Below are 23,568 nucleotides of genomic sequence, written 5' to 3' on the forward strand. Positions count from 1 at the left end.
CAATTCTGCTGCAAGCAACGGCTATTTAATCTAAAAAAATCGTCATTATAAATAGTCTTTCATTTTACAGTTTTTCTTTAAGCAAAATGCAAGAAAATGCTAAAAACCCCACTTTATAAGAGTTATATTGTCTAAAGCATAAAAACGGATTTTTCCTAAATAACCCTGCAACTTTCATTTAGGCTAGAAATAGGCTCTTTTTTCTCCCACCGCCAAAAAACCTTGCATTATATCAATTGTAAGAGCGATCGCTAGGTTCGGAGTAATCCCAAGAGTGCATTTGACGGAAAGGAAGACCCATCTTTTGGAAGACGTACTTCTCTTTCACACCAGAAGCTACTAGGTCAGGCTTCAGCGCTTTGATAAATTCCTCGAATTCGTAAGCGGTAACGTCGTCATAAACGATGGTGCCGTTTTCGATGTAGTGAGTGGTACGTTTGTAATCGTCATTATGAGCGAACTCATAACCTGTACCAATCATCTTCATGCCCAAGTCTAGGAAAGCTGGGACAACGTGGCGAGGACGTAGACCACCAACCATGATGGCAACAGTCTTACCATCCAAACGGGGGCGGTACTTAGCAATTACCGCATCCATTGTGGGCTGATACTTGGCGATAACTTTCTCAGCATTTGCTTGGATTGTTTCGTCAAACTTGGAAGCGATTTCCCGTAAAGATTCAGCAATCTTGGTGGGGCCGAAGAAGTTGTATTCCAACCAGGGTATACCATAAGCTTCTTCCATGTGACGGCTGATGTAGTTCATCGACCGGTAACAGTGGATGAGGTTCATCTTCACATTGGGGGTCATCAACATTTCGTTGATGGTGCCATCACCAGACCACTGAGCGACTACGCGCAAGCCGATTTCTTCTAACAGGATGCGGCTAGCCCAAGCATCTCCACCGATGTTGTAGTCACCAATGATGGCTACATCATAAGGAGTACCTTCAAACTGAAGTGTACCGTCTTTTTTCGCTTGGTCTGCTCTGGTGAAAACCCAGTCACGAACCATGTCGTTAGCAATGTGGTGTCCCAAAGATTGAGAAACACCCCGGAAGCCTTCGCAACGAACGGGTACAACTGGCTTGCCAATTTCTTTCGATGTCTTCCGAGCTACTGCTTCGATGTCATCCCCAATTAGACCGATGGGGCATTCAGATTGAATGGAAACACCACGGTTGAGGGGGAAAAGTACATCAAGTTCTTGGATGAGCTTGGTAAGTTTCTTGTCACCACCAAAAACGATATCTCGTTCTTGGAAGTCAGAGGTGAAGTGCATGGTACCAAAGGTATCAATACCTGTGGTGCCGATGTAGTAGTTACGACGACCAGACCAAGACCAGTAACCGCAACCTACAGGCCCGTGGCTGATGTGGATCATGTCCTTGATAGGGCCCCAAACCACACCTTTAGAACCGGCGTAAGCACAACCACGAGCGGTCATTACCCCAGGCAGGGATTTGATGTTAGATTTAACGCCGCAATCGGACTTACCTTCTTCGTATACGCCTAAGTGCTTTTCCCGTTTTTTCTTAGCTTTGTCGGGGTAAGCTTCTAGAACTTCTTTAATTAGTTCTTTTCTTTCTTCGATGATGTTTTTGTTTTCTGGAGGTGTCATATTTAGCCTCTGTGATTCGTAAGGATCGGGGCATAGGGGGACTAGGAGTCCCCTCTAAGATTAGGGGGGAGATGGAAGAGAGAGGAAAAGGTAAGATATGAAACTCTTCCTTTTTCCTTGTGCTAAAGCGTTATTTCTTAGCGGCTACTTAGACTAAGCTTGAGTAGCAGTCTGAGCAACCAATTTAGCAGTATTTTCTTCGCTTTCGAGAATACCGAATTCAATCAACAATTCTTCTAGTTCTTCCATTTCGATAGGTGTAGGAATAGCTAGGTTTTTGTTGTTGATGATCTTGGTAGCCAATGTCCGATATTCGTTAGCTTGGTTGCTTTCTGGCGCGTATTCGTTAACAGTCATGCGGCGCAATTCTGCGTGTTGAACAATGTTGTCACGGGGTACGAAGTGAATCATTTGGGTGTTCAACCGTTTTGCCAAGGTTTCGATTAATTCGATTTCCCGGTCTGTGTTACGGCTGTTACAAATCAAACCACCCAAGCGCACGCCACCAGTGTGAGCATACTTAAGAACACCACGAGCGATGTTGTTAGCAGCGTACATCGCCATCATTTCACCTGATGTCACGATGTAGATTTCTTGTGCCTTACCTTCGCGGATAGGCATTGCGAAACCACCGCACACAACGTCACCTAATACGTCGTAAGATACGAAGTCTAGGTCTTGGTAAGCACCATTTTCTTCTAAGAAGTTGATGGCGGTGATAATACCACGACCGGCGCAACCTACACCGGGTTCTGGCCCACCAGATTCTACGCAACGAACGTTACGGAAACCGGTTAACATTACTTCTTCAAGTTCGATATCTTCTACTGCACCACGTTCTGCGGCGAGGTGAAGAACGGTTGTTTGAGCTTTGCTGTGCAGCATCAAACGGGTGGAGTCAGCTTTAGGGTCGCAACCGACGATGAGGATGCGTTGACCCATTTCTGCCATAGCTGCCAAGGTATTTTGGGAGGTGGTAGATTTACCGATACCGCCCTTACCGTAGAAAGCTATCTGTCTAATATTTTCGTCTGTCATTGTTCGTGTTTCCCTGCAATTGGTTGGTTGGTGGGTCTGTGCGTTTGTCAGTTGCGTTCACGCCAGTTGAGCGACAGTAGTGAGCGCGTGTAGAGCATCGTTGGTAGCGTTGGCATAAATGCCTGCTGGGGGCGATCGCTCCACAGCCAAAATTATTGACAGTAAGTTCATCGATCTTCCTCGTTAAAATTTTTTTCTTTTGGTTTTTTGTCTCCGTTCGCGGAGCGTCTCCCTTAGGAGAAGTTCTGATCGCCGGAAGCCGACGCTCAGACTTCTCTCTTTGTTCTTTGTCATTTCTTTTGACAAAGAACAAAGAAAAATACGCAATTTACAAATACGTCATAATGTGTTTCAGCTTACAAGATTCCATAGGACTTGATGTTGTTATTTGTCAACAATCAATGCATAAGTCCTATTACTTGTTCAAAATAGCGCCCTTCATATTTGTGACGCGATCTAGTGCAGCTTTGGTGTTTTCTGCTGACACTCCACGCACAGCCATTGCTTCGCCGAGATGCTTGGCGATCGCATCGAAGTGTGGTTGCTGTAGATTCATTCCAGCGTGGGTTTTGTCCAATGGACGACCGCCGTATTGCTTTGGCCCTTCAAATATTTGACCTAAGAAAGCAACTAGATGATTGCGTTGCTTGGCCATGTCTGTACCAGCAAAAATGGGACTGAGGAGGCTGTCTGCGGCAATGCGTTTGTGGAGTTCATCTACTACTTGTTCAATAGCTGGTTGTCCACCAATGTTGTCGTACAATGTACTCATATCCTGTTCCTTTGAAGCGAGTTGGATGATGAAATTTGCAAGTAGGCGCTTAATTTTTCTGCCTATATGCTGTTAGCCGTCATAGTGGTAGGAATACCAATTCGTAATTCGTAATTCGTAATTAAGAGAGAATTGGTATGAAGCATTGATGTGGAGACAATGATTCGGTTCAAATCCTACTTTCTGTTCCTGGCTGAATGCATATTAGAGCGTATTTGTAGAATACGTTAAGTCCTACAGCAATTCCTAAACTGCTTCGACTACAAGGCTCTTGCTGACACGATCTTGTAATCTGGCTTCGATCGCAATTTTCAGAGTTGCTGTACTACTAGAACAGGAACCGCAAGCACCTTGCAGTACAACTTTAACGCGATCGCCTTCTACATCATAGAGTTCTACATCTCCCCCGTCTGCAATGAGTACGGGTCTGACTTCTTCATCAAGAACCTTTTGAATTAGAGCAATCTTTTGGACGTTGGTTAGCGCTCGTTCCTTAGATGTAACAATTTCTGTGGCAACTTGTACGCCGTAATTGTTGAGAGCAGGTGAGGCGTATTCCTGTTGAACTGATCTTATTATATCATCGATGTTCGCCAGACAGGAACCGCATCCGCCACCAGCTTTCACATAATTTGTTACTTGCTCGGCATCCGTGAGATGATTTTCTAAAATCACGCGACGAATTTTAGATTCGCTGATGCCAAAGCAACTGCAAACTAATGCACCTTCATCATCATCATCGTGGGTAGCTAGAGGTATGCCACGATAATTATAGATAGCGGCTTCTAGGGCTTCTTGTCCCATGACAGAGCAATGCATCTTTGCTTCTGGTAAACCACCCAGGTAATCTGCAATGTCTTTATTGGACACTTTCAAAGCTTCATCTAAGGTTAAACCTTTGACCATTTCGGTTAATGCACTAGAAGATGCGATCGCACTAGTACAACCAAAGGTTTGAAAGCGAGCATCTAGAATCTTATCAGATTCTACTTCCACTTTCAGGTGCAATCTCAGAGCATCGCCACAAGCAATGCTGCCGATTTCGCCCGTTGCAACCTTAACTCCAGCTTCGCCCGTTTCTTCAATTTCTCCCTGATTCTTGGGATCGTAAAACAGTTCTAATACTTTATCGGTGTAGTCCCACATATTTAGTGCTGAGTAATGAGTAATGAGTAATGAGTAATGAGTAATGAATGGGGAGTAGTAAATTCTTTATTCCCTATTCCCTACTCCCTATTCCCTAATTAATTAACGATGCGCTAGTGCTTGTTCTTGTCCTTGCAACCAACCTGCTTCATCATTTTTGAAGGGTGAGAGGGCGCGTAAACGTTCTACAATACTGGGCATTACCTCTATTACTTGATCGATTTCGGCTTCGGTGGTGTAGCGACAAAGACTGAAGCGGATAGAACCGTGCAAAGTTGTGTAGGGTAAGCCCATAGCCCGCAGGACGTGGGAAGGTTCGAGAGAACCGGAGGTGCAAGCAGAACCGGATGATGCACAGATACCGTATTTGTTCAATAACAGTAGAATTGCTTCACCTTCGATGTACTTGAAGCCGATATTTGTGGTGTTTGGCAATCTCTGCGTAACGTCACCGTTAACGACACAATTGGGAATTGTAGCGAGTAAAGTTTGTTCCAGGCGATCGCGCAGCTTTCTTTCTTTTGTGATCGCTTCTTCTAAGTGTAACAGTTCTAGTTCCGCAGCTTTGCCCAAGGCGATAATTGCTGGAACATTCTCAGTTCCCGCCCTACGTCCGCGTTCTTGGTGTCCCCCAATCATGAAGGGACGAAACCGAACCCCGCGCCGAATATATAAAGCACCAATTCCTTTGGGGCCGTGCAGCTTGTGACCAGACAGAGTTAACATATCGATGGTGCTAGTCTTCATATTCAACGGGATTTTTCCCACTGCTTGCACCGCATCTACATGGAAGATAGCGCCAGATTCTTTGACGCGCAACCCAATTTGCTCAATCGGGAAAATCGTGCCGGTTTCGTTATTAGCATACATAATTGTCACCAAGGCGGTGTTACCCGTCAAGGAAGCTTCTAGTTCATCTAGATCCAGCTGCCCTTGATTATTGACTGATAAATAGGTAACACTATAACCTTGGGTTTCTAATTGTTTGCAGACATTGAGTACTGCGGGATGTTCAACTTGGGTGGTGACGATATGTCGCTTTTCTGGTTGCGCCAACAGTGCGGCTCGAATCGCGGCGTTATCTCCCTCAGTACCACAACTTGTGTAGACAATTTCAGACTCATCGGCTCCCAGCATGGCTGCAAGTTGTTCTCTTGCTGTTCTCACTGCTTTACCGACTTGCCCACCAAAGGTATGCATACTGGAAGGATTGCCGTAATAATCTGTGAGGTAAGGTAACATTACCTCTATAACTTCTGGATCTACCTTAGTGGTAGCATTATTATCAAGATAGATGCAGTTATTTTGCATTGTTGTCTTCAATTACGAATTACGAATTACGAATTACGAATTATTTGGGGTTGGCGCTTTTGCAACTGTTCCGAGTATTTCTGGGAATAGCTTTGAAACCAACGTTCCCAGTAATCTTGTTTATTTGTTAATTTAGCGACTACGCGGTTGTAATTGGCAAACCAGCCTTCCCAATAATCGCTAGGCTGCTTAACGCAACCGTCGCAAGTGGGACAACCAGCTTTACACTGAGGCACGGTATGAATGCTACCAATACAGTTTGTACAAAGTTCAGGGTCAATCCAGTGCTGTCCGTCAACCACTTTAATTGCATTTGTGGGACATACCGTTAGACAGAGATTGCAGGAAATACACTGGCTAGTAAGAATTTGGTAAGCCATGATTTATTCTCCTTTTGGGGATTGGTTACTAGGGATTGGGTACTGGGGATTGGGTACTGGGTACTGGGTAATGGGTAATGGATACTGGGAAAATTCTTCCTTAATTCCCAGTCCCTAGTCCCCAGTCCCTAATCCCCTGTCCCTATTCCTAATTCCCTAATTCCTTAACGTATTGCTCGTAGAACTCCAAAGCAACCTTTTCAATTACGTCGTAAGCTTCAATTGTCTTGATTCCAGCTTCTTGCAATTTTTCTTGAGGACAGTTGCCAATCTTGGAAACTAGAACTGCTTTGCAATCTGCGATCGCTTTCATAATATGCTCAAAAGAAGCTTCTTCGCCGTATCCACCTTGGCAGTATTGGTCAATTTTGCGATGACCGATAAAGCGAACTTCGTTTCCACCCACTTCGTAAATTTGGAATTCTTTCGCATGACCGAAGTGTTGGTTAACTAATCCGCCGCCTTTGGTTGCTACTGCAACTAAAACTTTCGGACTATTGGCAACTTTCTTGCCAGCTAGCGCTTTATCTTTGGCTACTTTAAGTTCTTCTTTAAACTTCTCAATTCCTTCGTGAACAGTAGCGCGTTGTTCCATGTCATATTCGGGAGCCATTTCCAAGAATTTCTCTTTAGAAAATTCTTGGCTGCGGTCTTCTCCCAACAATCCGACTGCATCGGCACGACACTGGCGACAGTGACGCATCATTTTCATGTTACCAGAGCAGTTGTCTTGAACTTCTTTGAGTTCTTTGGGTGTAGGTCCGCGTTGACCGGTTAAACCGAAGTGTGTGCCATGTTCTGGTGCAGAAATCAATGGCATGATGTTGTGCAAGAATGCACCTTTCTCACGGATGACTCGATTCACTTCGACTAAGTGATGGTCATTAATTCCGGGAATCATCACGGAGTTGACTTTGCACAAGATGTCAGCGTCTTTCAGGGCTTGCAATCCTTCCATCTGTCTTTCGTGGAGAATTTTTGCACCTTCAAGACCTCTATAACGCTTGCGTTTGTAGTGAACCCAAGGATAAATTTTAGCACCGATCTCTGGATCTACCATGTTAATGGTGATCGTCACGTGATCTATATTTAATTGTTTAATGCGATCGATGTAGTCAGGCAGCATTAAACCATTGGTTGATAAGCAAAGCTTGATGTCTGGCGCTTGTGCTGCAATCAACTCAAATGTGCGGAAGGTTTTTTCTGGGTTCGCCAATGGGTCGCCAGGGCCGGCAATTCCCACAACTGTCATCTGAGGAATCTTACCACCAATGACCAAAGCTTTGTGTGCTGCTTCTTCTGGTGTTAGCAATTCGCTAACTACTCCAGGACGGCTTTCGTTAGCGCAATCATATTTGCGGTTGCAATAGTTGCATTGGATGTTGCAAGCTGGTGCAACTGCAACGTGCATCCGGGCGTAGTGGTGATGAGCGTCTTCGCTGTAGCAGGGATGTTTAGCAATGCGTTCTTGGAGCTTTTCGTCTCTTTCCACGGTGGCGCTGCTGTTGCTGTCGCAGCCGCAATCACCGGATTTTGCTTGGGTTGGCGATTCCGTAGCGTTAGAGTTGAGGAGTCGTGTAGACGGTGATGTCATTGAGTTTCGCAAAAAGGTCGGTGGACTCGGCTGCCACTGTGGGAGATGCTATTGCTACTCTTTTATGCCCAGAATTGAAGTCGCGTCTTCCACACTGCCTGCAAACCCTTGGGTTGGGGCGACTTGTTTTCAAGTCAGGCAGGCGATAGATATCTGATGTTCGGCTGGTGTGTGTCAACGTTCGGTTCTTGGGTAGAATTTGTGCTTACAGCCGCGACTTCTCTTCACTTCAGGCATGGTGCTATGTCATCCCTCCACTCACCCTTGGCTTTGTTTTGTTTTCAGAGCGTTAGGTGATTGGCGATATAAGATTTATAGCAGCCGTCTCCCAGCCAGATGTTGCGTCTCTCTAGGATAGAATTTATTGGATTTATTACTTTTGTACTCAAACACTAAAAACCCTAATTCTTCAAGCGTTACAAGAATTAAAAAAGTTTTTTTCAGATAGGGGTTCTAGTGTTTTTTGGTTAGGGTTCTAGTGTTTATAGATAGGGGTTCAGGATTTCTTTGTACTCACTCAAAACCCAATCCCAGCAATAACTTTAACTAAATTGAAACTGGGTTTGGGTTATTTAAATGTGTACTCAGATTGCCCTCAAGTTCCGTCAAAAGCAATCAATGACAAGGGTTTGAGGGTGAAAAATTGGAGCAGTCTATATCGTTCTACTCCCGAAAAAAAGCGAAATTCAATTCTGTATCTAACATATCATTTTTTTGAGGGTAAAAATGCAATTCATATTTTTTTAATTTTTGCTTTGACAATCATATTCAGTTGTGCTTCTAAGTCTTGTCTGATCAGCGATGCGAGGTAATGAAAATAGGTGTGTTGCTGCATATCATTTTCAAAAAACTTAACTTTTAACTCTTTTTTTCATTCCCACAATGAGGAGATGGGTAGGAAGCTATCAGATTTTGTGTTTAAGAGAAACAACAGACTCTAATCTAACATGATTGTGCGATCGCAATGAATTTTCTGAATTGCTCACTACAAACCTTAGCAAAAAATCCCCTTCCCGTGTTGGGAAGGGGCAAAAATTAAAATATTTCTTCTTTTAGGAGAGAGGTTGTCCAGATACCGCTCTTTGTTGCTGATACTATTTAGCTACAATCAAACCAAGCGTGAAAAAATCTTAAGTTATGATTGCCATCCCCCAACAGCCGCCAAAAATGACCGTTGAGGAATATCTAGAATGGGAACCTCAGCAAGACCTTCGCTACGAATATGCCAATGGCGAAGTATTTGCGATGACAGGCGGTACAATTCCCCATAACGACATTGCACTAAATCTCTACAGACCTTTGTACCCTCATTTGCGTTCCAGAGGTTGTCGAGTGAATGTGTCAGACGTAAAAATGCAACTCACTCCCCAGAGTCGCTACTATTATCCTGATGTTATTGTCAGTTGCGACCCTGAAGACCTCAACGCCCGCAAATTTATTCAACATCCCAAGCTGATTGCCGAAGTTCTTTCGCCAGGTACAAGCGCGAAAGATCGGGGTGAAAAATTCACTTATTATCTGACAATCCCCAGTTTGCAAGAATATATCTTGATTGACTCGGAACAAATCTCCGTTGAGCGTTACAGTCGCGGTGAGGGTAGGATGTGGCTTTACTATCCCTACACGACTGGAGATATCGTCACTTTATCGAGCATTGAATTTGAATGCCCGATTGAATTGCTGTATGAAAGTGTTGTATTTAACACTGAAGAATAAAGAGAATGTTCCGTGTTAACTTTTCAAGAGCGATGTCTACAACGGGTTGCGCCTACGCACCTTAAGCAACTGCATAGCCTGTGTAAGGTCTTAATTCCGGTGGACGAAACCCCAGAACAATGTGTTCTTTAGGAATTCCAGCCCGTTCTAAATCGGCGGCAATGCCTTCTTCTGTGCCATCCCGTTGAATCCAGATTTTGCCATCAATTAGGTCAATATGAACCAGACAGCCATGAATGCGGCGTTCGCGTAGCGTGCCGTAGGCATTCGCCATCCCAACCTAGATCCATCCACAAATAGCGAGTCTCTTTCAGAGAGGCTGCGCCAACGCGTATTCGATCAAACACCACTTCCGATTGAATCTTGGCATAGGAATAGGGTAGCGAAGCATATTCACTGAGGATAGTTTCAATTACCTGGCGATAGTCGTCTAGCTTGGCGTAATCCATTGTTGAATAACCTCCTGTTTTGGATCAAAAGTAATCAGCTTTAAACGATGATTTCTCAGTAACAGTTTGCCGATAGGTTCTTCAAACAAATCATCAAAAACACTGTTAGGTACTGCAAGATATAGCATTCGATCTGGCTCCAATTCAATCAATATATCCTGATATAAAATATACTGACCCAAGACTTTTTCTAAATCATCAACATCCAATCTGCCAGTAAAACTTTTAATCTCAACTGCAATTTTAGATTCTGCTTTTTGTGCCGCCAACAGTTGTCTAGCACCTAAATCAACATACAAATCCTTTTTACCAAATTTAAGAGTCAGTGGATCATGAGTAATTATCCATTTGTCTTTAATCAAAGCATTTTTGACATTGTTGTGATATAGGTCTCTAGCTGGCATACAAGTGTAGTTTTAGACTGATATTTCCATTTTAGGAAATTTCTGACTGCGCCTAGCATCCTTGTTAAATCCCATACTACGCCGATAGCAAGTCTGCGTAGCCTTACAGGGAAGCAAGCTACGCTTTTAGCGTCTGTCTGCGACACGCTGCGCGATCGCAGAAAGCTTCACAGCCCATCGTAGACAGCGCAGTTTCCAGCTGATTACAAATAAACAGCCGAGATGCTGTTATTCAAAGTTTTGCTACCTCTAGAGTTATGGTTTAGTTCAAAAGGCAGACTTGTATATACTGGTGATCGAGCCTCAACAGTTAGTAGTTGGTTAGCTAAAACAGGAGAACATCCCAAATTGTCTTTGCAAATTTGATACTACTTGACTTCGATAAACGATATTATGTTATCCAAGTCATTTCCAACATAACTATAATCACCAGCACTAAACTCACGACATAGACCACCAGTTTCATTTTGGCACACACGTACCACTGTACCTGCTGGTACACTTAATGAGCTAATAGTGTCATTACCAACAATATTTAAGCCACCTTCGTTAGCTTTATATACTCCTGGAGTTGTTGGAAAAGACTGGGAAACTCCAGCAAAATTCGGATCTCTGTAGACCTTAACCTGTGGTGACTGCGTGGAGGAAGGTGGTTTGACCTCAATAAATGATATTATGTTATCCAAGTCATTTCCAACGTAACTATAATCACCAGCACTAAACTCACGGCATAGTCCACCAGTTTCATGTTGGCAAACACGTACCACTGTATTTGGTGGTACACGTAATGAACTAATAGTGTCATTACCAACAATATTTAAGCCACCTTCGTTAGCTTTGTATACTCCTGGAGTTGTCGGAAAAGACTGGGAAACTCCAGCAAAATTCTGATCTCTATAGACCTCAACTTGTGGTGAAGGCGTGGACGGCGGATTGTAGGAGAGTTTGTAAATAGTACCGCTGTAGTCATCAGAAATTAACAAATTCCCTTGCTGATCTACTGCTATATCTACCGGTCGTCCCCAAGTTTCTTGTGTTGCTGGAACTACCCAACCACTGACTAAATCTATCTCTTCCCCTGGGGTCTGTGTTGTAGTGTTCCAGGGAAAGTAAGCAATTTTGTAGCCCGTTTTTGTCTGCCGATTCCATGAACCATGTAACCCCGTCACTACCCCATTTGAGTACAGACTAGGAAAATTGGTATTTTGTAAGAATGTTAGTCCCAAGGGAGCCGAATGAGCTTGGATACCCTTGCTAATCCTGTCCAAGGCATCGCAATTGACATGTCCATCAGCATTAAACTGATAGTCGCGGTCAAAGGGCATATTGTTGAGGCCATTTGGCGTGTCAGGATTGGGGTTGCAAAATGGCCAACCGTAATTACCGCCATCTCGGACTTTCGTAAACTCCTCTGGTGGGTGGTTGTCAACGTAGGACGGGATAATATTTCCGTAATTGCCACTACCATCGTTGAAGGGATAGGCGATGTTATCTCGATTATTAACGACTACCCAAAGGTCATTTGTGTTAGGTAAGAATGCTAATCCTTCGGCATTGCGTAAACCTTGAGCAAAAAGCCGTTGATTACTTCCATCTGCGTTGTATTGGTAAATAGCGCCGCGCTTGGGGTCACTAACAGTATCTTGCGTACAAGCATTGCATGTAGAGGCGATCGACACGTACAGTTGATGATTGGCATCGAGTGCGATATTTTTTAATTCGTGACCATAAGCACCTCTGAGTTCTGATGTGCTGCTGTCTGGTAAACCAGTTACAACAACTTGGCGATTCTGCGCGGTTATATCTCCAGAGTTATAGGTGAAGCGGTTAATTTGATGAGTCTCAGAGATATAAATGTATGTGGTGTTGTCAATGGTGTGAAATACAATGTCGTGCGGTTTGCGTAGACCTGTTACGAAGTCAGAAATAATTGGGTCATTAGTGCCATTTGGCCTTACGATTACAACTTTACCCAAACTGGGCTGCGACACCAAAAGATCCCCATTGGGAGCAACTGCTATAAAGCGGGCACTTGGAATACGAGCATAAACAGATACAGAAAAGTTGGGTGGCACTTTCAAGTAACGATTAATATTGAAGGGCGTATAGCTCATTGTATTAGGCACTGTCAGCTTGGTTTCAACAGATGCATCTGGGAGTTGGCCGAAAGCTGCTGTGGGAAAAACTTCTAAGGTTATCAGACTAGTAAGTGAGGCGATAACACTAACTAGCGATGCGGATAGTATGCGTCCGAGTATCTGTGTTGGATTTAGGAAAAACACACCCATTTTTGAACTTCCTTCTACTGTGGTAGTGATGTATATTACACATAACTCTCGGTTGATAGATTTTTTGAGAGTTAGGGATTTACAAATAAACTATACCTGGATCTGGTCTGCCCTTAGCCGAAGCCAGGCAAGACCTCACACTTACCCCACAAGAAGTAGTTGAATATTTTTTTATTTGGAAGTCCCTTTGAAAGCAGCTTACTCAGGGGTACTAGTTTTTGCAATACTTCGTTAGTTATATTCTTGGCTCAGAACTTACTAACGGAGTTCTGAGTCAGGGAGAGGTTTTCCAGATACTTGTGATATTTCTGCAATCACCCTGAAATCTGGAAACATTACTCCGGCTAGTGGATATACTCGTAATCAAAATCTCAACAGAAGCGAGTATTATGCTGGACTGGTTGGTTGTTTGGGGTGTAACTCAGGCTGCGGGGTTGATTTTTAAACCTATCCTGGAAGATTTAGCCAAGGATGCTGCTAAAGATTGGGCTAAAGATTTATTAAAAGGCATTCCTGGCAATATTTTAGAGAAACTTAAGAAAGAAGACATAGAAATTGCTGCCGGTAAAGCGTTAAAAGAATTTTTACAACTGGTGCAGGAAGATTTAAAAGATGGAGAACTTTCTGAAGATGAAATTAAAAAGTATATGCAGCCGATAAAGCAATTTCTCAAAAATCAAGAAGTTAAAGAAATTTTGGGAAATGCCTTTAAAAATGACAATCCAGCTATAGATACTAATAAATTACAAGAAATTTGGGATAAAATTAATGTCTCAAATCCGTTACCAGATGATTTTAATTGGAAACGAGTTGCTAAGAAATATCTGCAAAAAGTTAAAGAGATTATTCGAGGAATTCCTGAACTCAGAGCTATTCTTGATTCCCAAAATCTGGAACAAATTGAAAATAATACAAGAGGGTTTCTTGTTATCCCCGATTTTGATTTGAAACGCTATCAAGAAGGAATATGCGAAAGATATGGCAATCTGAAGTTAGATAGCTTAGATACTAGCGGCTATGCCTATAACGAACTTAAATTATGGCAAATTTTTACTGCTCAAAATGTCCGGGAAGCTCATCAAGTTTTACCACAAGTTCACGAACTGCCTAAAGAACATCTTAGACGGCTGCGAGAAACTGACCAAGTAGAAGCAGAAGTTGAATTAGAAGAATTAGAACGCCACAAACGGGTTTATTTTGAACAGCCAATCCGTTCAGTTTTAGATGTTGTCAATAAAAAGCAAGATTATAAATATCTTGTTATTTTGGGCGATCCTGGTTCAGGTAAGTCTACATTGTTGCAATTCCTGGCTTTGAATTGGGCTGAGTCTCCACTGGATAATGTTATCTCATTACCAATTCCGTTGCTAATTGAATTACGCACTTATATGCGGCGACGGGAAGATAAAGAGTGCAATAATTTTCTAGAATTTTTTCATCAATGTAGTGGTGCAATTGCTCATCTAAATCAGCTTGAACTAGATAAACAATTAAAAGCTGGTAATGCCTTAGTGATGTTTGATGGTTTGGATGAGGTCTTTGACCCTGGTAAGCGAGAGGATGTAATTACTGATATTCATCGCTTTACTAATGACTATCCTGATGTGCAGGTAATTGTCACTTCTAGGATTATTGGCTATAAACCGCAACGATTGCTTAATGCTGAGTTTCGCCACTTTATCTTACAAGATTTAGACTCAGAACAAATTCAAGATTTTATCTACCGTTGGCATGAGTTAACTTTTACCGATGCAGTAGATAAGGTGAGAAAACGGGAACGGCTACAAAGAGGAATTGAAGCTTCCAAATCTATTACAGAATTGGCGGGAAATCCTCTGCTGTTGACGATGATGGCAATTCTTAATCGTAATCAAGAGCTACCAAGAGATAGAGCCGAGCTTTATAATCAAGCATCGCGGGTGTTGCTACATCAATGGGATGTGGAACGGGTTTTGATAGAAGATAAGAGGTTAGACCCCAAGACGATTGATTATAACGCGCTACTCAGGATGATGATGAGTATGTGCGAGGTGCAGCAGTCCAAGAATTAGCCAAACATTTTAAATATCAGCTTGAGTTATTTGACATCTACTACCAATGCGCTGTCAATGACCCCTTTAAGGATAGCCACGATCCCCCCAATAACCCCAACCCTCGGCGCATTGCACTAGAGATAATTATCAAGCAATTTCCTCAGCATCCCCAGACTTTACCACTGTTGCGCGATCGCACAGAGAATGACCCAGATGAGCAAGTGCGGGAATTTGCTCAGAAAAAGTTAAAGCAGTGGGAAGGGTAAATGTAAGCTGAGTATATGCCAAAAAGCTTACTATTACCTATGTCACAATTGAGGAACAGACAATAAACCCAACCAATGAACAAGCACAAGCCTGTGTGCGAGTCTGCCAAATGTTATCAAATACTTACAAAGATATCCACCTATTTCGTTTTCAAATCCAAACTAGAGATGTGTATATTTTGGCAGGCGAGAATATTGAAATTATCGTACCCCCTAGTGGACTCTGGAGGTTTTTGAATGAAACCGAACTTTGAAGCAATGACTAACAAAGAATTAAAAGCTTATATACTTGCACATCGAGATGATGATGAGGCTATTCGTATCTTGTTTAGTCGCCGTAATCCTCCTGACTCGGAAGCAACATGGTACGGGCCGATGGTAGCTGAAGACGGTACGCCAATAGAAGAAAATATTCGCATTGCAGAAGAAGCAATTAGGCAACGCATTGAGCAAGCAAATAAAAGCAAGCAAGATTCTCAAAGTTAAGAATAAAAGATTGGCTAAATTCGTAATTCGTAATTCTGTTTCAGAAGAATGAAATATACAATCGTGATTCAATGGTCTGATGAAGATGAGTGTTTTGTTGTCAGTCTTCCTGAATGGGGAGAATTTTGTCACACTCACGGAGAGACTTATAAAGAAGCTTTGAAAAATGCTCAGGAAGTTTTAGAGATGCTGATTGAATCATTTTTAGCTGATGGTGAACCTCTACCAGAGCCAAAAACATTAGGAAAGTCATTAAAAGTGGCGTTGTAAATTAGTAAAATTAAATAAAAAGAGGTAATCTCATGACTACATCTGTAAATACAACCAAAGTCTACGATGAAATTATAGAGTTTATTGCTGCGGGAACCACTCCCCAAAGTGTTATCGATTTCAAACTCTCGGATGTAGCCAAAGACCGTTTAGAGGATCTCGTTTACCGCGCAAAAACTGAAGGTCTTACAGGAAGTGACCAGCAAGAGTTAGATCGTTTCCTCACGCTAGAGCATATTATGAGGTTGGCAAAAGCAAAAGCTCATCAGTACATTAACCCTAAGTAAGTATTCAATATGTCTCATCCATATATTGTAGAACTGCGGCGTTTAGTTAGCGATCGCGCCGCCCATCTATGCGAGTATTGTTTATATCCAGAAGGAGACGGCTTAGGCTTTCAAGTTGACCATATAATCAGCGTTAAACACGGTGGCAGCAGATAATCTCTGCTATGCCTGTATTTTCTGTAACCTCCAAAAAGGGACGGATTTAGGCTCAATTAATTGGCAAACTGGCGAACTTGTACGGTTTTTTAACCCACGCAGAGACTTTTGGGGCGATCATTTTCGACTAGATGAGGCTGTAATTCAACATCAGACAGATATTGGTGAAGTCACCGCATGCATCCTAGATTTTAACAGCAACGATCGCATTATAGAACGACAAGCTTTGATTACATCTGGTCAGTATCCCTCAGCATCGGCGCTAAAACAGATAAATAAATAGGTTATGATGTGCGAATTTTCTTTAGCACAGAGTTGCTAACCTTGCTCAAGTTGTTTAATGCGTTTTAGAGCATCTTGATAGTCACTTTCTTTTCCTTGTTGCTTATACAAATCGGCAGATTTACGAAAATCTTCAATTGCTGCTTGCTTATTTCCTAAATTAGACTGAGAATTACCCCGATTGTAGTAAGCATTTGCATAGTTGGGATTAATTTTTATAGCTTGGTTATAATCTTCTATTGCTGCTTGGTTATCTCCTAAATTATAGCGAGCTAAACCCCGATTGTAGTAAGTATTTGCATAGTTGGGATTAATTTGGATGGCTTGATTGTAATCTTCAATTGCTGCTTGGTTATCTCCTAAATTGTAGCGGGATAAACCCCGGTTGTAGTAAGCATTTGCATAGTTAGGATTAATTCTTATAGCTTGGTTGTAATCTTCAATTGCTGCTTGGTTATTTCCTAAATTATAACGAGCTAAACCCCGATTGTAGTAAGCATTTGCATAGTTGGGATTAATTTGGATGGCTTGGTTATAATCTTGAATTGCTGCTTGATTATCTCCTAAATTATAGCGAGCTAAACCCCGTCCGTAGTAAGCATTTGCATAGTTGGGATTAATTTTTATGGCTTGGTTGTAATCTTGAATTGCTGCTTGATTATCTTCTAAATTAGAGCGAGCTGAACCCCGGTTTATGTAAGCTGCTGCATCGTTGGGATTAATTTGGATGGCTTGGTTGTAATCTTGAATTGCTGCTTGATTATCTCCTAAATCATAGCGAGCTAAACCCCGATTGATGTAAGCTGCTGCATAGTTAGGATTAATTTGGATGGCTTGGGTGTAGTCTTCAATTGCACCACGAAAATCTTTGTTGTTGTATTTTTCTAATCCTTCATTATAGTAAGTTTCAGCACTTTTACTTTTCTGTTCTATTGTTACTGAATTTGTCGGTCTTAGTAAATAAACAGCACCACCCGTCAATACAATTAATGGAATAACAATAAGATATATAGGAATAGAGTTTTTTTGCAGAGGTGGTGGAGTAACTGGAGGTGTAACAGGCTGAGTTACTGGTATTGGTTCTGAATTTAACGCTTGTAAAACTTCCGTTGCTGACTGATAACGCTGCTGGTATTCTTCTTGCAACAATCTATCCAGTATTCGCCCTAAATTCTCACTTACTGGTTGCTGCAAATACTGTCTCCAACTAGCAACCCAACCATAACCTTGTCGTTGCCAAAGTTCCCAAGGGTGAATTCCACTCAACAGGTGAAAGCAAGTTGCACCTACACTATATAAATCACTCGCTGGGTAAGCTTTACCTCCCTGCATTTGTTCCAGTGACGCATAACCAAAAGAACCAATGGTTGTTCCTATTTGCGTCATCACTGTTGCTGTCAATTGTTTGGATGCACCAAAGTCAATAAGCACTAACTGCCCATCACTGCGACGAATGATATTCTCTGGCTTGATATCGCGGTGAATGACTTGCTGTTGATGAACTGTTTTGAGAATATCTAACAAATCGAGCAATAATTCTCTAACTTTCTGCTGATTGAAAATTCCCTGCTGTTTTAATTCATCTAATAAATTCTGTCCGTCGATAAACTCTTGCACCAAATACAGGCGATTATCTTGGTTAAAATACGCCAATAGTGTGGGAATTTGACGATGGTTTCCTAATTGTTGCAGTTGCTTTGCTTCTTGCTCAAATAGTTCTGTGGCTTTGTTGAGTGCGGCAGTTCCCTGGACTTGCGGTGCAAATTGCTTGATGACACAATACTCATTTAGTTTGTCTATATCTTCTGCTAAATAAGTTTTACCAAATCCCCCACCACCTAATGATTTAATCGGGCGATAGCGGTTTCTTAGCACTACTATTCCTGTACCGCAGTTGGAGCAAAACATTGTGCGATCGCTATTGGGCGGATTGTGGCAATCTGGATTTAAGCAGCAGATCATAGCTATGCTTTCATTAGGAAATGTAATTATTATCGCTCAACTACAAGCTATTCCCTAGAGAAATCGCAAAAAAGCTCGTCAGTACATCAGTGCGGAGTAAGTATTTAAAATGTCTCGTCCATATATTAATGCAGAATTGCGGCGTTTAGTAGCGATCGCGCCGAGCATATTTGCGAGTGAAGAATTTAAAATATTTTTGCAATAAATGAATCAGTTGTAAGGGCATACAGATGTATGCCTTTACTTAGTGAATATCAGGTGAAACTATTGCTGGATATGGATCAATACCGTTCAGTTAAGCCTAATTTTCTTGCTAGAGACGCGTTAAGGGCGAATCCCATTCTAATTTTGCATCTCTACAGTTTAGCTAGAGCAGAAGGGTATCCCAAATTTGCAAAGAAAATTGGGCACTATCTGACCTGTATAAACGATATTCTGTTATCCAAGTCATTTCCAACGTAGTTATAATCACCAGCACTATACTCACGGCATAGACCACCAGTTTCATTTTGGCATACACGTACCACTGTACCTGCTGGTACACGTAATGAGCTAATAGCGTCATTGCCGACAACATTTAAGCCGCCTTGGTTGGCTTTGTATACTCCTGGAGTTGTCGGAAAAGACTGAGAAACTCCAGCAAAATTACGGTCTCTGTAGACTCTAACCTGTTGTGATGAGGGCGTGTTGGGAACGTTGTTGGAGACGTTGTAGGAAAGCTTGTAAATCGTGCCGCTGTAGTCATCAGAAATTAACAAATTCCCTTGCTGATCTACTGCTATATCTACCGGTCGTCCCCAAATTTCTTGCGTTCCTGGAACTAGCCAACCGCTGACTAGTTCTATTTCCTGCCCTGGGGTTCTTGTCGCACTGTTCCAAGGAAAGTAAGCTATTTTGTAGCCAGTTTTTGTTTGCCTATTCCATGAACCATGCAGTCCCACCACTACCCCATTTGAGTATAGACTAGGAAAGTTGGTATTTTGCAAGAATGTTAGTCCCAAGGGAGCTGAATGGGCTTGGATACCCTTGCTAATTCTGTCCAAAGCACTGCAATTAACACGTCCATTGGCATTGAACTGATAATCGCGGTCAAAGGGCATATTGTTGAAGCCATTTGACGTGTCAGGATTGGGGTTGCAGAATGGCCAACCATAGTTACCACCATCTCGGACTCGCGTAAACTCCTCTGGTGGGTGGTTGTCTACGTATGATGGGATAACCCTACCGTATTTGCCACTGCCATCGTTGAAGGGATAGGCGATGTTATCTCGATTATTAACAACTACCCAAAGATCATTGGTATTAGGTAAGAATGCTAATCCTTCGGCATTGCGTAAACCTTGGGCAAAAAGCCGCCGATTGGTTCCATCTGCGTTGTACTGGTAAATCGCACCACGTTTTGGGTTGCTGACAGTATCTTGCGTACAAGCATTGCATGTAGAGGCGATCGATACGTACAATTTGTGATTGGAATCAAGGGCGATATTTTTCAGTTCGTGACCATAAGCACCTCTGAGTTCTGATGTGCTGCTATCTGGTAAGCCAGTTACGACTACTTGGCGATTTCTGCCGATTATGTCTCCATAGTTGTAGGTGAAGCGGTTAATTTGATGAGTCTCAGAGATATAAACGTATGTGGTGTTGTTAATCTTATGAAACACAATGTCGTGTGGTTTACGTAGACCCGTTACGAAGTTAGAGATAATCGGGTCTCTCGTGCCATTTGAGCGGACAATTAACACCTTACCTGTACTCGGCTGTGACACTAAAAGATCGCCATTGGGAGCAACTGCTATAAAGCGGGCACTCGGAATGCGAGCATAAACAGATGCAGAGAAGTTGGGCGGCACTTTCAAGTAACGATTAATATTGAAAGGCGAATAGTTCATTGTATTAGGCACTTTCACCTTGGTTTGAACAGACGCAGCAGGCGGTAGACCTAAGGCTGCGGTGGACAAAACCTCTAAAGACATCAAACTAGTAAGTGTAGGGATTAAACTAACTAGCGATGCAGATAATATGCGTCTGAGCATCTTTGTTGGATTTAGGAAAAACACACTCATTTTGAACTTCCTTCTAGCCGTGAAGTGATGTAAATTACACAATAACTCTCAAATTGCCGATTTTTTTTTGAGAGTCAAAACAAAACTTACTTAAGGATATTAGTTTGTGAGAATACTTCCTTAAGTATATTTTTCTCCTGATGTTACTTGTAACTACTGTTACGTAACCGAGCAGATAATACCTCATATCTCCAACTTATTCAATAAGTCGAGGGTTTAAATCTAAGTTAAGTTTAGTGGTATTCCCAGCTACTATACTCAAAATTACAAACAAATACGTCTATATGCAGCTTGTTGTACATCTCACTTTTAGCTACCAAGTATTTTCAGTGTATTACGCTGCGATCGCACACCTCGATAAACTAAAAATTACAAAAAAGTGTGCAATTTCTTTTAGCAATGGGAAGTCTATGGTTAGCAACTATTGCTACTTCACAATCAGAGTTACTCAAGTAAATATACAATGTACTATCAAAACATCACAGGCTCTCTTTCCGCACAAGATATTCAAGAAATCAAAGCCGTGCTACAGAAACTTGAATGAGAAACGCCATGTCATTTTGAAAAATCTTTGCAATATAGCGATGTCAGAGAATGAGTTGGGGGTTAAGTCTTTATTTAGACTCAACACAGAATCGCTATAAATAAATTGACTGTAGGGGCGTACAAATGTACATTGGTGTCAACTTAACGTGAAACCGCTTGTCCGCCGGGAATTGAAATTCCCGCCTCATCGCTAAAGTCATCTGAAGATGACTAAATATTGCCAAAAATCTCCAGTCTACTTCAGTAGACTTAAGCATATTAGCCCGAAAATTCATTTCCGGGCGGGCATGGAAGCCAACAGATAAGCTATTTCCAGCTTAAGTTGACACCAATGGACAAATGTACACCCCTATTTTGTTTATCCACCTTTGAAGTCTGTTAATGAGTCTTTGAACTGGATGAATCCGTCTCAAAAATTTAAATGCTCAATTTTTACGATCGCAACTTCCACACGTCTATATAATAAAGTAGTCACTATGAGCGATAACTATATTTTGAAACGTATATATACATACAGACAGCAAATCATAAGAGAAAATAAAGAAAACTGTCTTTCGCCTATCCAAATAATAAGATAATAATAGTAATAGGAGATACAGAATATTGATTTATAGCCTCATTTAACTTATGTTTGAGTGCATCTGAGTACAGCTTAATATATTGCAAAATATCTTGATGAAATGTTTGCAAAAGCTTATAGGTAAAGTTTCTTGTAGCGAGTACAGAAATTCTTAACCCCTGCCCCAAAAATACTAGTACCCCCATCGTTAAATACTAGCACCCCTATCCCCAGACAAATTTTAGATTTATCTGCGGTAGGGGTTTTGGCGTTTGAGTACAACCTTAATCAATCCAATAAATCCAATCAGCATTAGGTTTTGTATCGAGTTGGATGTCACCTGATATAAGCATAAAAATAGCAGATGGCTCTTTTACCAGATAAACATTACCGATGCAACAGTCTTTAGACAGTATTAGCGACCGCCAGACAACCAAAACGCAGGATTCCGCCCATACATCCATGTTGAAAAATTTACTCTCTGGTGTTTTCTTTGAGCCATTATTGAGTGATTTTCGCATTATTTTTGAGCGCGACCCAGCAGCACGTAATTGGCTAGAAGTGGTATTTTGCTATCCTGGATTGCACGCACTATGTTTGCATCGTCTTGCTCACTGGTTACATGGTCGAGGAGTGAGTTTTATCCCCCGCTTAATTTCTCATTTGGGGCGATTTTTGACGGGAATTGAAATTCATCCAGGTGCAGAGATTGGTCAGGGCGTGTTCATCGACCACGGAATGGGGGTTGTGATTGGCGAAACTGCGATCGTCGGCGACTATACACTGATTTATCAGGGCGTCACTCTTGGCGGAACTGGTAAAGAAACTGGTAAGCGTCATCCCACAGTGGGCAAAAATGCCGTGATTGGGGCGGGTGCGAAAGTTTTAGGTAATCTCCAAATTGGCGATCGCGTCCGTATTGGTGCAGGTTCCGTTGTCTTGCAGAATGTCCCTAGCGATCGCACTGTTGTGGGAATTCCCGGTCGAATTATTTCTCGCAACGAAAGCGCCAGCCTTTCTCCTTTAGAACATGGCAAGCTACCCGATGTGGAAGCAGACGTGATTCGTTCTTTGCTCTCGCGCATTGAAGAACTCGAAAAACAACTGCAAACTTTAACCGTTAAGAGTCATTAGTCATTGGTCATTAGTCATTAGCAAATGACAAAGGACAACTGACAAAGGACAAAGGACACATGACAAATGACAAATCACGTTTTGCAGATTCCTTTGAGCGATCGCTGGCGAATCTATCACCGATTGCAAGAGTTAAAAATTAATTGCTCTTGTCCCCCCGATGGTTCTTTGCGAGTGCAAGTGAACAATTTGCTCGAAGTCATTTTGATTCGCAGTATAGTTATGCAATTTCTTGCTTCTCGTCACGAATTATTAGAGTGGCTAGAGCGTTGCTGGCATTACAGTAATGAATCTTGAGTTTTTTCGTCAGACCTAATTCAGAGACTATTAATCTTGAATTCATGACGTAAAGACTGCACTTTATCCTTTTTGTTCATAGATGCACAAAGCTCAAATAGGTTTAGAGTTTGAAGCTACTGTACGCTAGCAGAATTTGTTGCAGACTGAAATGGAACAAATGGGTTTGATATTTTATTGAATCTGTTAAATCTGAAATTCCCCTGACATATAGCAACAATTAAAAAGATGAAATTCCTAAATAAAAATTGGAATTTCTGATTTTTAAGTTTTTCCCCAATTAAGAAATTGAAAGTTCAATTATGGCGACTCGCAACAGAGATATAAAACTCCTCAATTTTTTGCACAATGAACTTGAACTTTCAAATGCTGATATTGCTGTAGCTCTGCGACACCGTGAATTAGAAAATGGCCCACTACCGATGCTCCTCTGGCAGTATGGTTTAGTTGACTTGGAGCAGCTAGGAAAGATTTTTGATTGGCTAGCAGACCACAGTTAGCTAATTTG

23 protein-coding genes and 1 pseudogene are annotated in these 23,568 nt (G+C 41.9%); 11 read left to right on the forward strand and 13 right to left on the reverse strand.

What is annotated here, in order from left to right:
* Nucleotides 1-232: 232 nt before the first annotated feature.
* From nifD to nifB, 7 genes are all read right to left on the reverse strand, one after another.
* Entirely contained in the window at nucleotides 233-1,621 is a 1,389-nt protein-coding gene (nifD, locus tag V7L31_RS15140) for a nitrogenase molybdenum-iron protein alpha chain (protein WP_334696984.1), read from the reverse strand.
* Nucleotides 1,622-1,774: 153 nt separating this feature from the next.
* Nucleotides 1,775-2,659 (reverse strand): nitrogenase iron protein, encoded by an 885-nt coding sequence (gene nifH, locus V7L31_RS15145; RefSeq protein WP_334696985.1) that lies wholly within the window; start codon nucleotides 2,657-2,659, stop codon nucleotides 1,775-1,777.
* Between the two features lie 415 nt (nucleotides 2,660-3,074).
* A complete protein-coding gene (locus tag V7L31_RS15150; RefSeq protein ID WP_334696986.1) occupies nucleotides 3,075-3,431 on the reverse strand; it encodes a globin domain-containing protein in 357 nt (118 codons plus the stop codon).
* Between the two features lie 246 nt (nucleotides 3,432-3,677).
* Nucleotides 3,678-4,577 carry a Fe-S cluster assembly protein NifU gene (nifU, locus tag V7L31_RS15155; protein WP_069073113.1) on the reverse strand — a complete coding sequence of 300 codons (900 nt, stop codon included), beginning with the start codon at nucleotides 4,575-4,577 and terminating at the stop codon, nucleotides 3,678-3,680.
* A 102-nt stretch (nucleotides 4,578-4,679) separates the two neighbouring features.
* Nucleotides 4,680-5,888: a cysteine desulfurase NifS gene (gene nifS, locus V7L31_RS15160; protein WP_334696987.1), complete on the reverse strand. Its 1,209-nt coding sequence runs from the start codon at nucleotides 5,886-5,888 to the stop codon at nucleotides 4,680-4,682.
* Between the two features lie 26 nt (nucleotides 5,889-5,914).
* Complete coding sequence (locus V7L31_RS15165; protein WP_334696988.1) at nucleotides 5,915-6,268, reverse strand: 4Fe-4S binding protein; 354 nt, start codon at nucleotides 6,266-6,268, stop codon at nucleotides 5,915-5,917.
* A gap of 148 nt (nucleotides 6,269-6,416) precedes the next feature.
* A complete protein-coding gene (gene nifB / locus V7L31_RS15170; protein ID WP_334696989.1) occupies nucleotides 6,417-7,862 on the reverse strand; it encodes a nitrogenase cofactor biosynthesis protein NifB in 1,446 nt (481 codons plus the stop codon).
* Between the two features lie 1,137 nt (nucleotides 7,863-8,999).
* Here nifB and V7L31_RS15175 point away from each other — a divergent pair.
* Nucleotides 9,000-9,578, forward strand: a complete 579-nt coding sequence (locus tag V7L31_RS15175) for a Uma2 family endonuclease (protein WP_334696990.1) — start codon at nucleotides 9,000-9,002, stop codon at nucleotides 9,576-9,578.
* Nucleotides 9,579-9,639: 61 nt separating this feature from the next.
* Here the strand turns inward: V7L31_RS15175 and V7L31_RS32635 are convergent, their stop codons facing one another.
* The 4 genes from V7L31_RS32635 to V7L31_RS15190 form a co-directional block, all read right to left on the reverse strand.
* Complete coding sequence (locus V7L31_RS32635; RefSeq protein ID WP_442936752.1) at nucleotides 9,640-9,852, reverse strand: XisI protein; 213 nt, start codon at nucleotides 9,850-9,852, stop codon at nucleotides 9,640-9,642.
* On the reverse strand, nucleotides 9,791-10,027 hold the full coding sequence (locus V7L31_RS32640) for an element excision factor XisI family protein (protein ID WP_442944427.1): 237 nt from the start codon (nucleotides 10,025-10,027) through the stop codon (nucleotides 9,791-9,793). Before V7L31_RS32640 ends, V7L31_RS32635 begins: the two co-directional genes overlap by 62 nt.
* Nucleotides 10,009-10,431, reverse strand: coding sequence for a XisH family protein (locus V7L31_RS15185; protein ID WP_334696991.1), 423 nt, complete (start codon nucleotides 10,429-10,431; stop codon nucleotides 10,009-10,011). The genes V7L31_RS32640 and V7L31_RS15185 overlap by 19 nt, the downstream gene beginning before the upstream one ends.
* A 368-nt stretch (nucleotides 10,432-10,799) precedes the next feature.
* Entirely contained in the window at nucleotides 10,800-12,719 is a 1,920-nt protein-coding gene (locus V7L31_RS15190) for a PQQ-dependent sugar dehydrogenase (protein WP_334696992.1), read from the reverse strand.
* Nucleotides 12,720-13,108: 389 nt separating this feature from the next.
* Here V7L31_RS15190 and V7L31_RS15195 point away from each other — a divergent pair, with 389 nt between their 5' ends.
* From V7L31_RS15195 to V7L31_RS15220, 7 genes and pseudogenes are all read left to right on the forward strand, one after another.
* Entirely contained in the window at nucleotides 13,109-14,770 is a 1,662-nt protein-coding gene (locus V7L31_RS15195; RefSeq protein ID WP_442944428.1) for an NACHT domain-containing protein, read from the forward strand.
* Entirely contained in the window at nucleotides 14,743-15,018 is a 276-nt protein-coding gene (locus V7L31_RS15200) for a hypothetical protein (RefSeq protein WP_334696993.1), read from the forward strand. The genes V7L31_RS15195 and V7L31_RS15200 overlap by 28 nt, the downstream gene beginning before the upstream one ends.
* Before the next feature lie 62 nt (nucleotides 15,019-15,080).
* Complete coding sequence (locus V7L31_RS32645) at nucleotides 15,081-15,272, forward strand: DUF6888 family protein (protein WP_409880840.1); 192 nt, start codon at nucleotides 15,081-15,083, stop codon at nucleotides 15,270-15,272.
* A complete protein-coding gene (locus V7L31_RS15205) occupies nucleotides 15,256-15,504 on the forward strand; it encodes a DUF6887 family protein (protein ID WP_334696994.1) in 249 nt (82 codons plus the stop codon). Before V7L31_RS32645 ends, V7L31_RS15205 begins: the two co-directional genes overlap by 17 nt.
* Nucleotides 15,505-15,552: 48 nt before the next feature.
* Entirely contained in the window at nucleotides 15,553-15,774 is a 222-nt protein-coding gene (locus tag V7L31_RS15210; protein ID WP_334696995.1) for a type II toxin-antitoxin system HicB family antitoxin, read from the forward strand.
* 32 nt (nucleotides 15,775-15,806) lie between these two features.
* A complete protein-coding gene (locus V7L31_RS15215) occupies nucleotides 15,807-16,061 on the forward strand; it encodes a hypothetical protein (RefSeq protein WP_334696996.1) in 255 nt (84 codons plus the stop codon).
* Between the two features lie 9 nt (nucleotides 16,062-16,070).
* Nucleotides 16,071-16,500 (forward strand): annotated as a pseudogene (locus V7L31_RS15220) (HNH endonuclease).
* Nucleotides 16,501-16,535: 35 nt separating this feature from the next.
* On the opposite strand, the gene V7L31_RS15225 reads toward V7L31_RS15220, so the two are convergent.
* Both V7L31_RS15225 and V7L31_RS15230 read right to left on the reverse strand, forming a co-directional pair.
* The gene (locus V7L31_RS15225; RefSeq protein WP_334696997.1) at nucleotides 16,536-18,461 is read right to left on the reverse strand and encodes a tetratricopeptide repeat protein; all 1,926 of its coding nucleotides are present in this window, start codon (nucleotides 18,459-18,461) and stop codon (nucleotides 16,536-16,538) included.
* A 410-nt stretch (nucleotides 18,462-18,871) separates the two neighbouring features.
* Entirely contained in the window at nucleotides 18,872-20,494 is a 1,623-nt protein-coding gene (locus V7L31_RS15230; RefSeq protein ID WP_334696998.1) for a PQQ-dependent sugar dehydrogenase, read from the reverse strand.
* A 1,528-nt stretch (nucleotides 20,495-22,022) separates the two neighbouring features.
* Between V7L31_RS15230 and cysE the strand changes: the two genes are divergently transcribed.
* The 3 genes from cysE to V7L31_RS15245 all read left to right on the forward strand — a co-directional run bounded on the left by cysE (nucleotide 22,023) and on the right by V7L31_RS15245 (nucleotide 23,560).
* Nucleotides 22,023-22,763: a serine O-acetyltransferase gene (cysE, locus tag V7L31_RS15235; protein ID WP_334696999.1), complete on the forward strand. Its 741-nt coding sequence runs from the start codon at nucleotides 22,023-22,025 to the stop codon at nucleotides 22,761-22,763.
* 66 nt (nucleotides 22,764-22,829) lie between these two features.
* Nucleotides 22,830-23,060, forward strand: coding sequence for an Asr1405/Asl0597 family protein (locus V7L31_RS15240; RefSeq protein WP_179064191.1), 231 nt, complete (start codon nucleotides 22,830-22,832; stop codon nucleotides 23,058-23,060).
* A 302-nt stretch (nucleotides 23,061-23,362) separates the two neighbouring features.
* Complete coding sequence (locus V7L31_RS15245) at nucleotides 23,363-23,560, forward strand: DUF2949 domain-containing protein (protein ID WP_179064190.1); 198 nt, start codon at nucleotides 23,363-23,365, stop codon at nucleotides 23,558-23,560.
* Nucleotides 23,561-23,568: the final 8 nt, after the last annotated feature.

Origin of the sequence: Nostoc sp. (genome assembly GCF_036916655.1) — a bacterium.
Lineage (GTDB): Bacteria > Cyanobacteriota > Cyanobacteriia > Cyanobacteriales > Nostocaceae > Nostoc.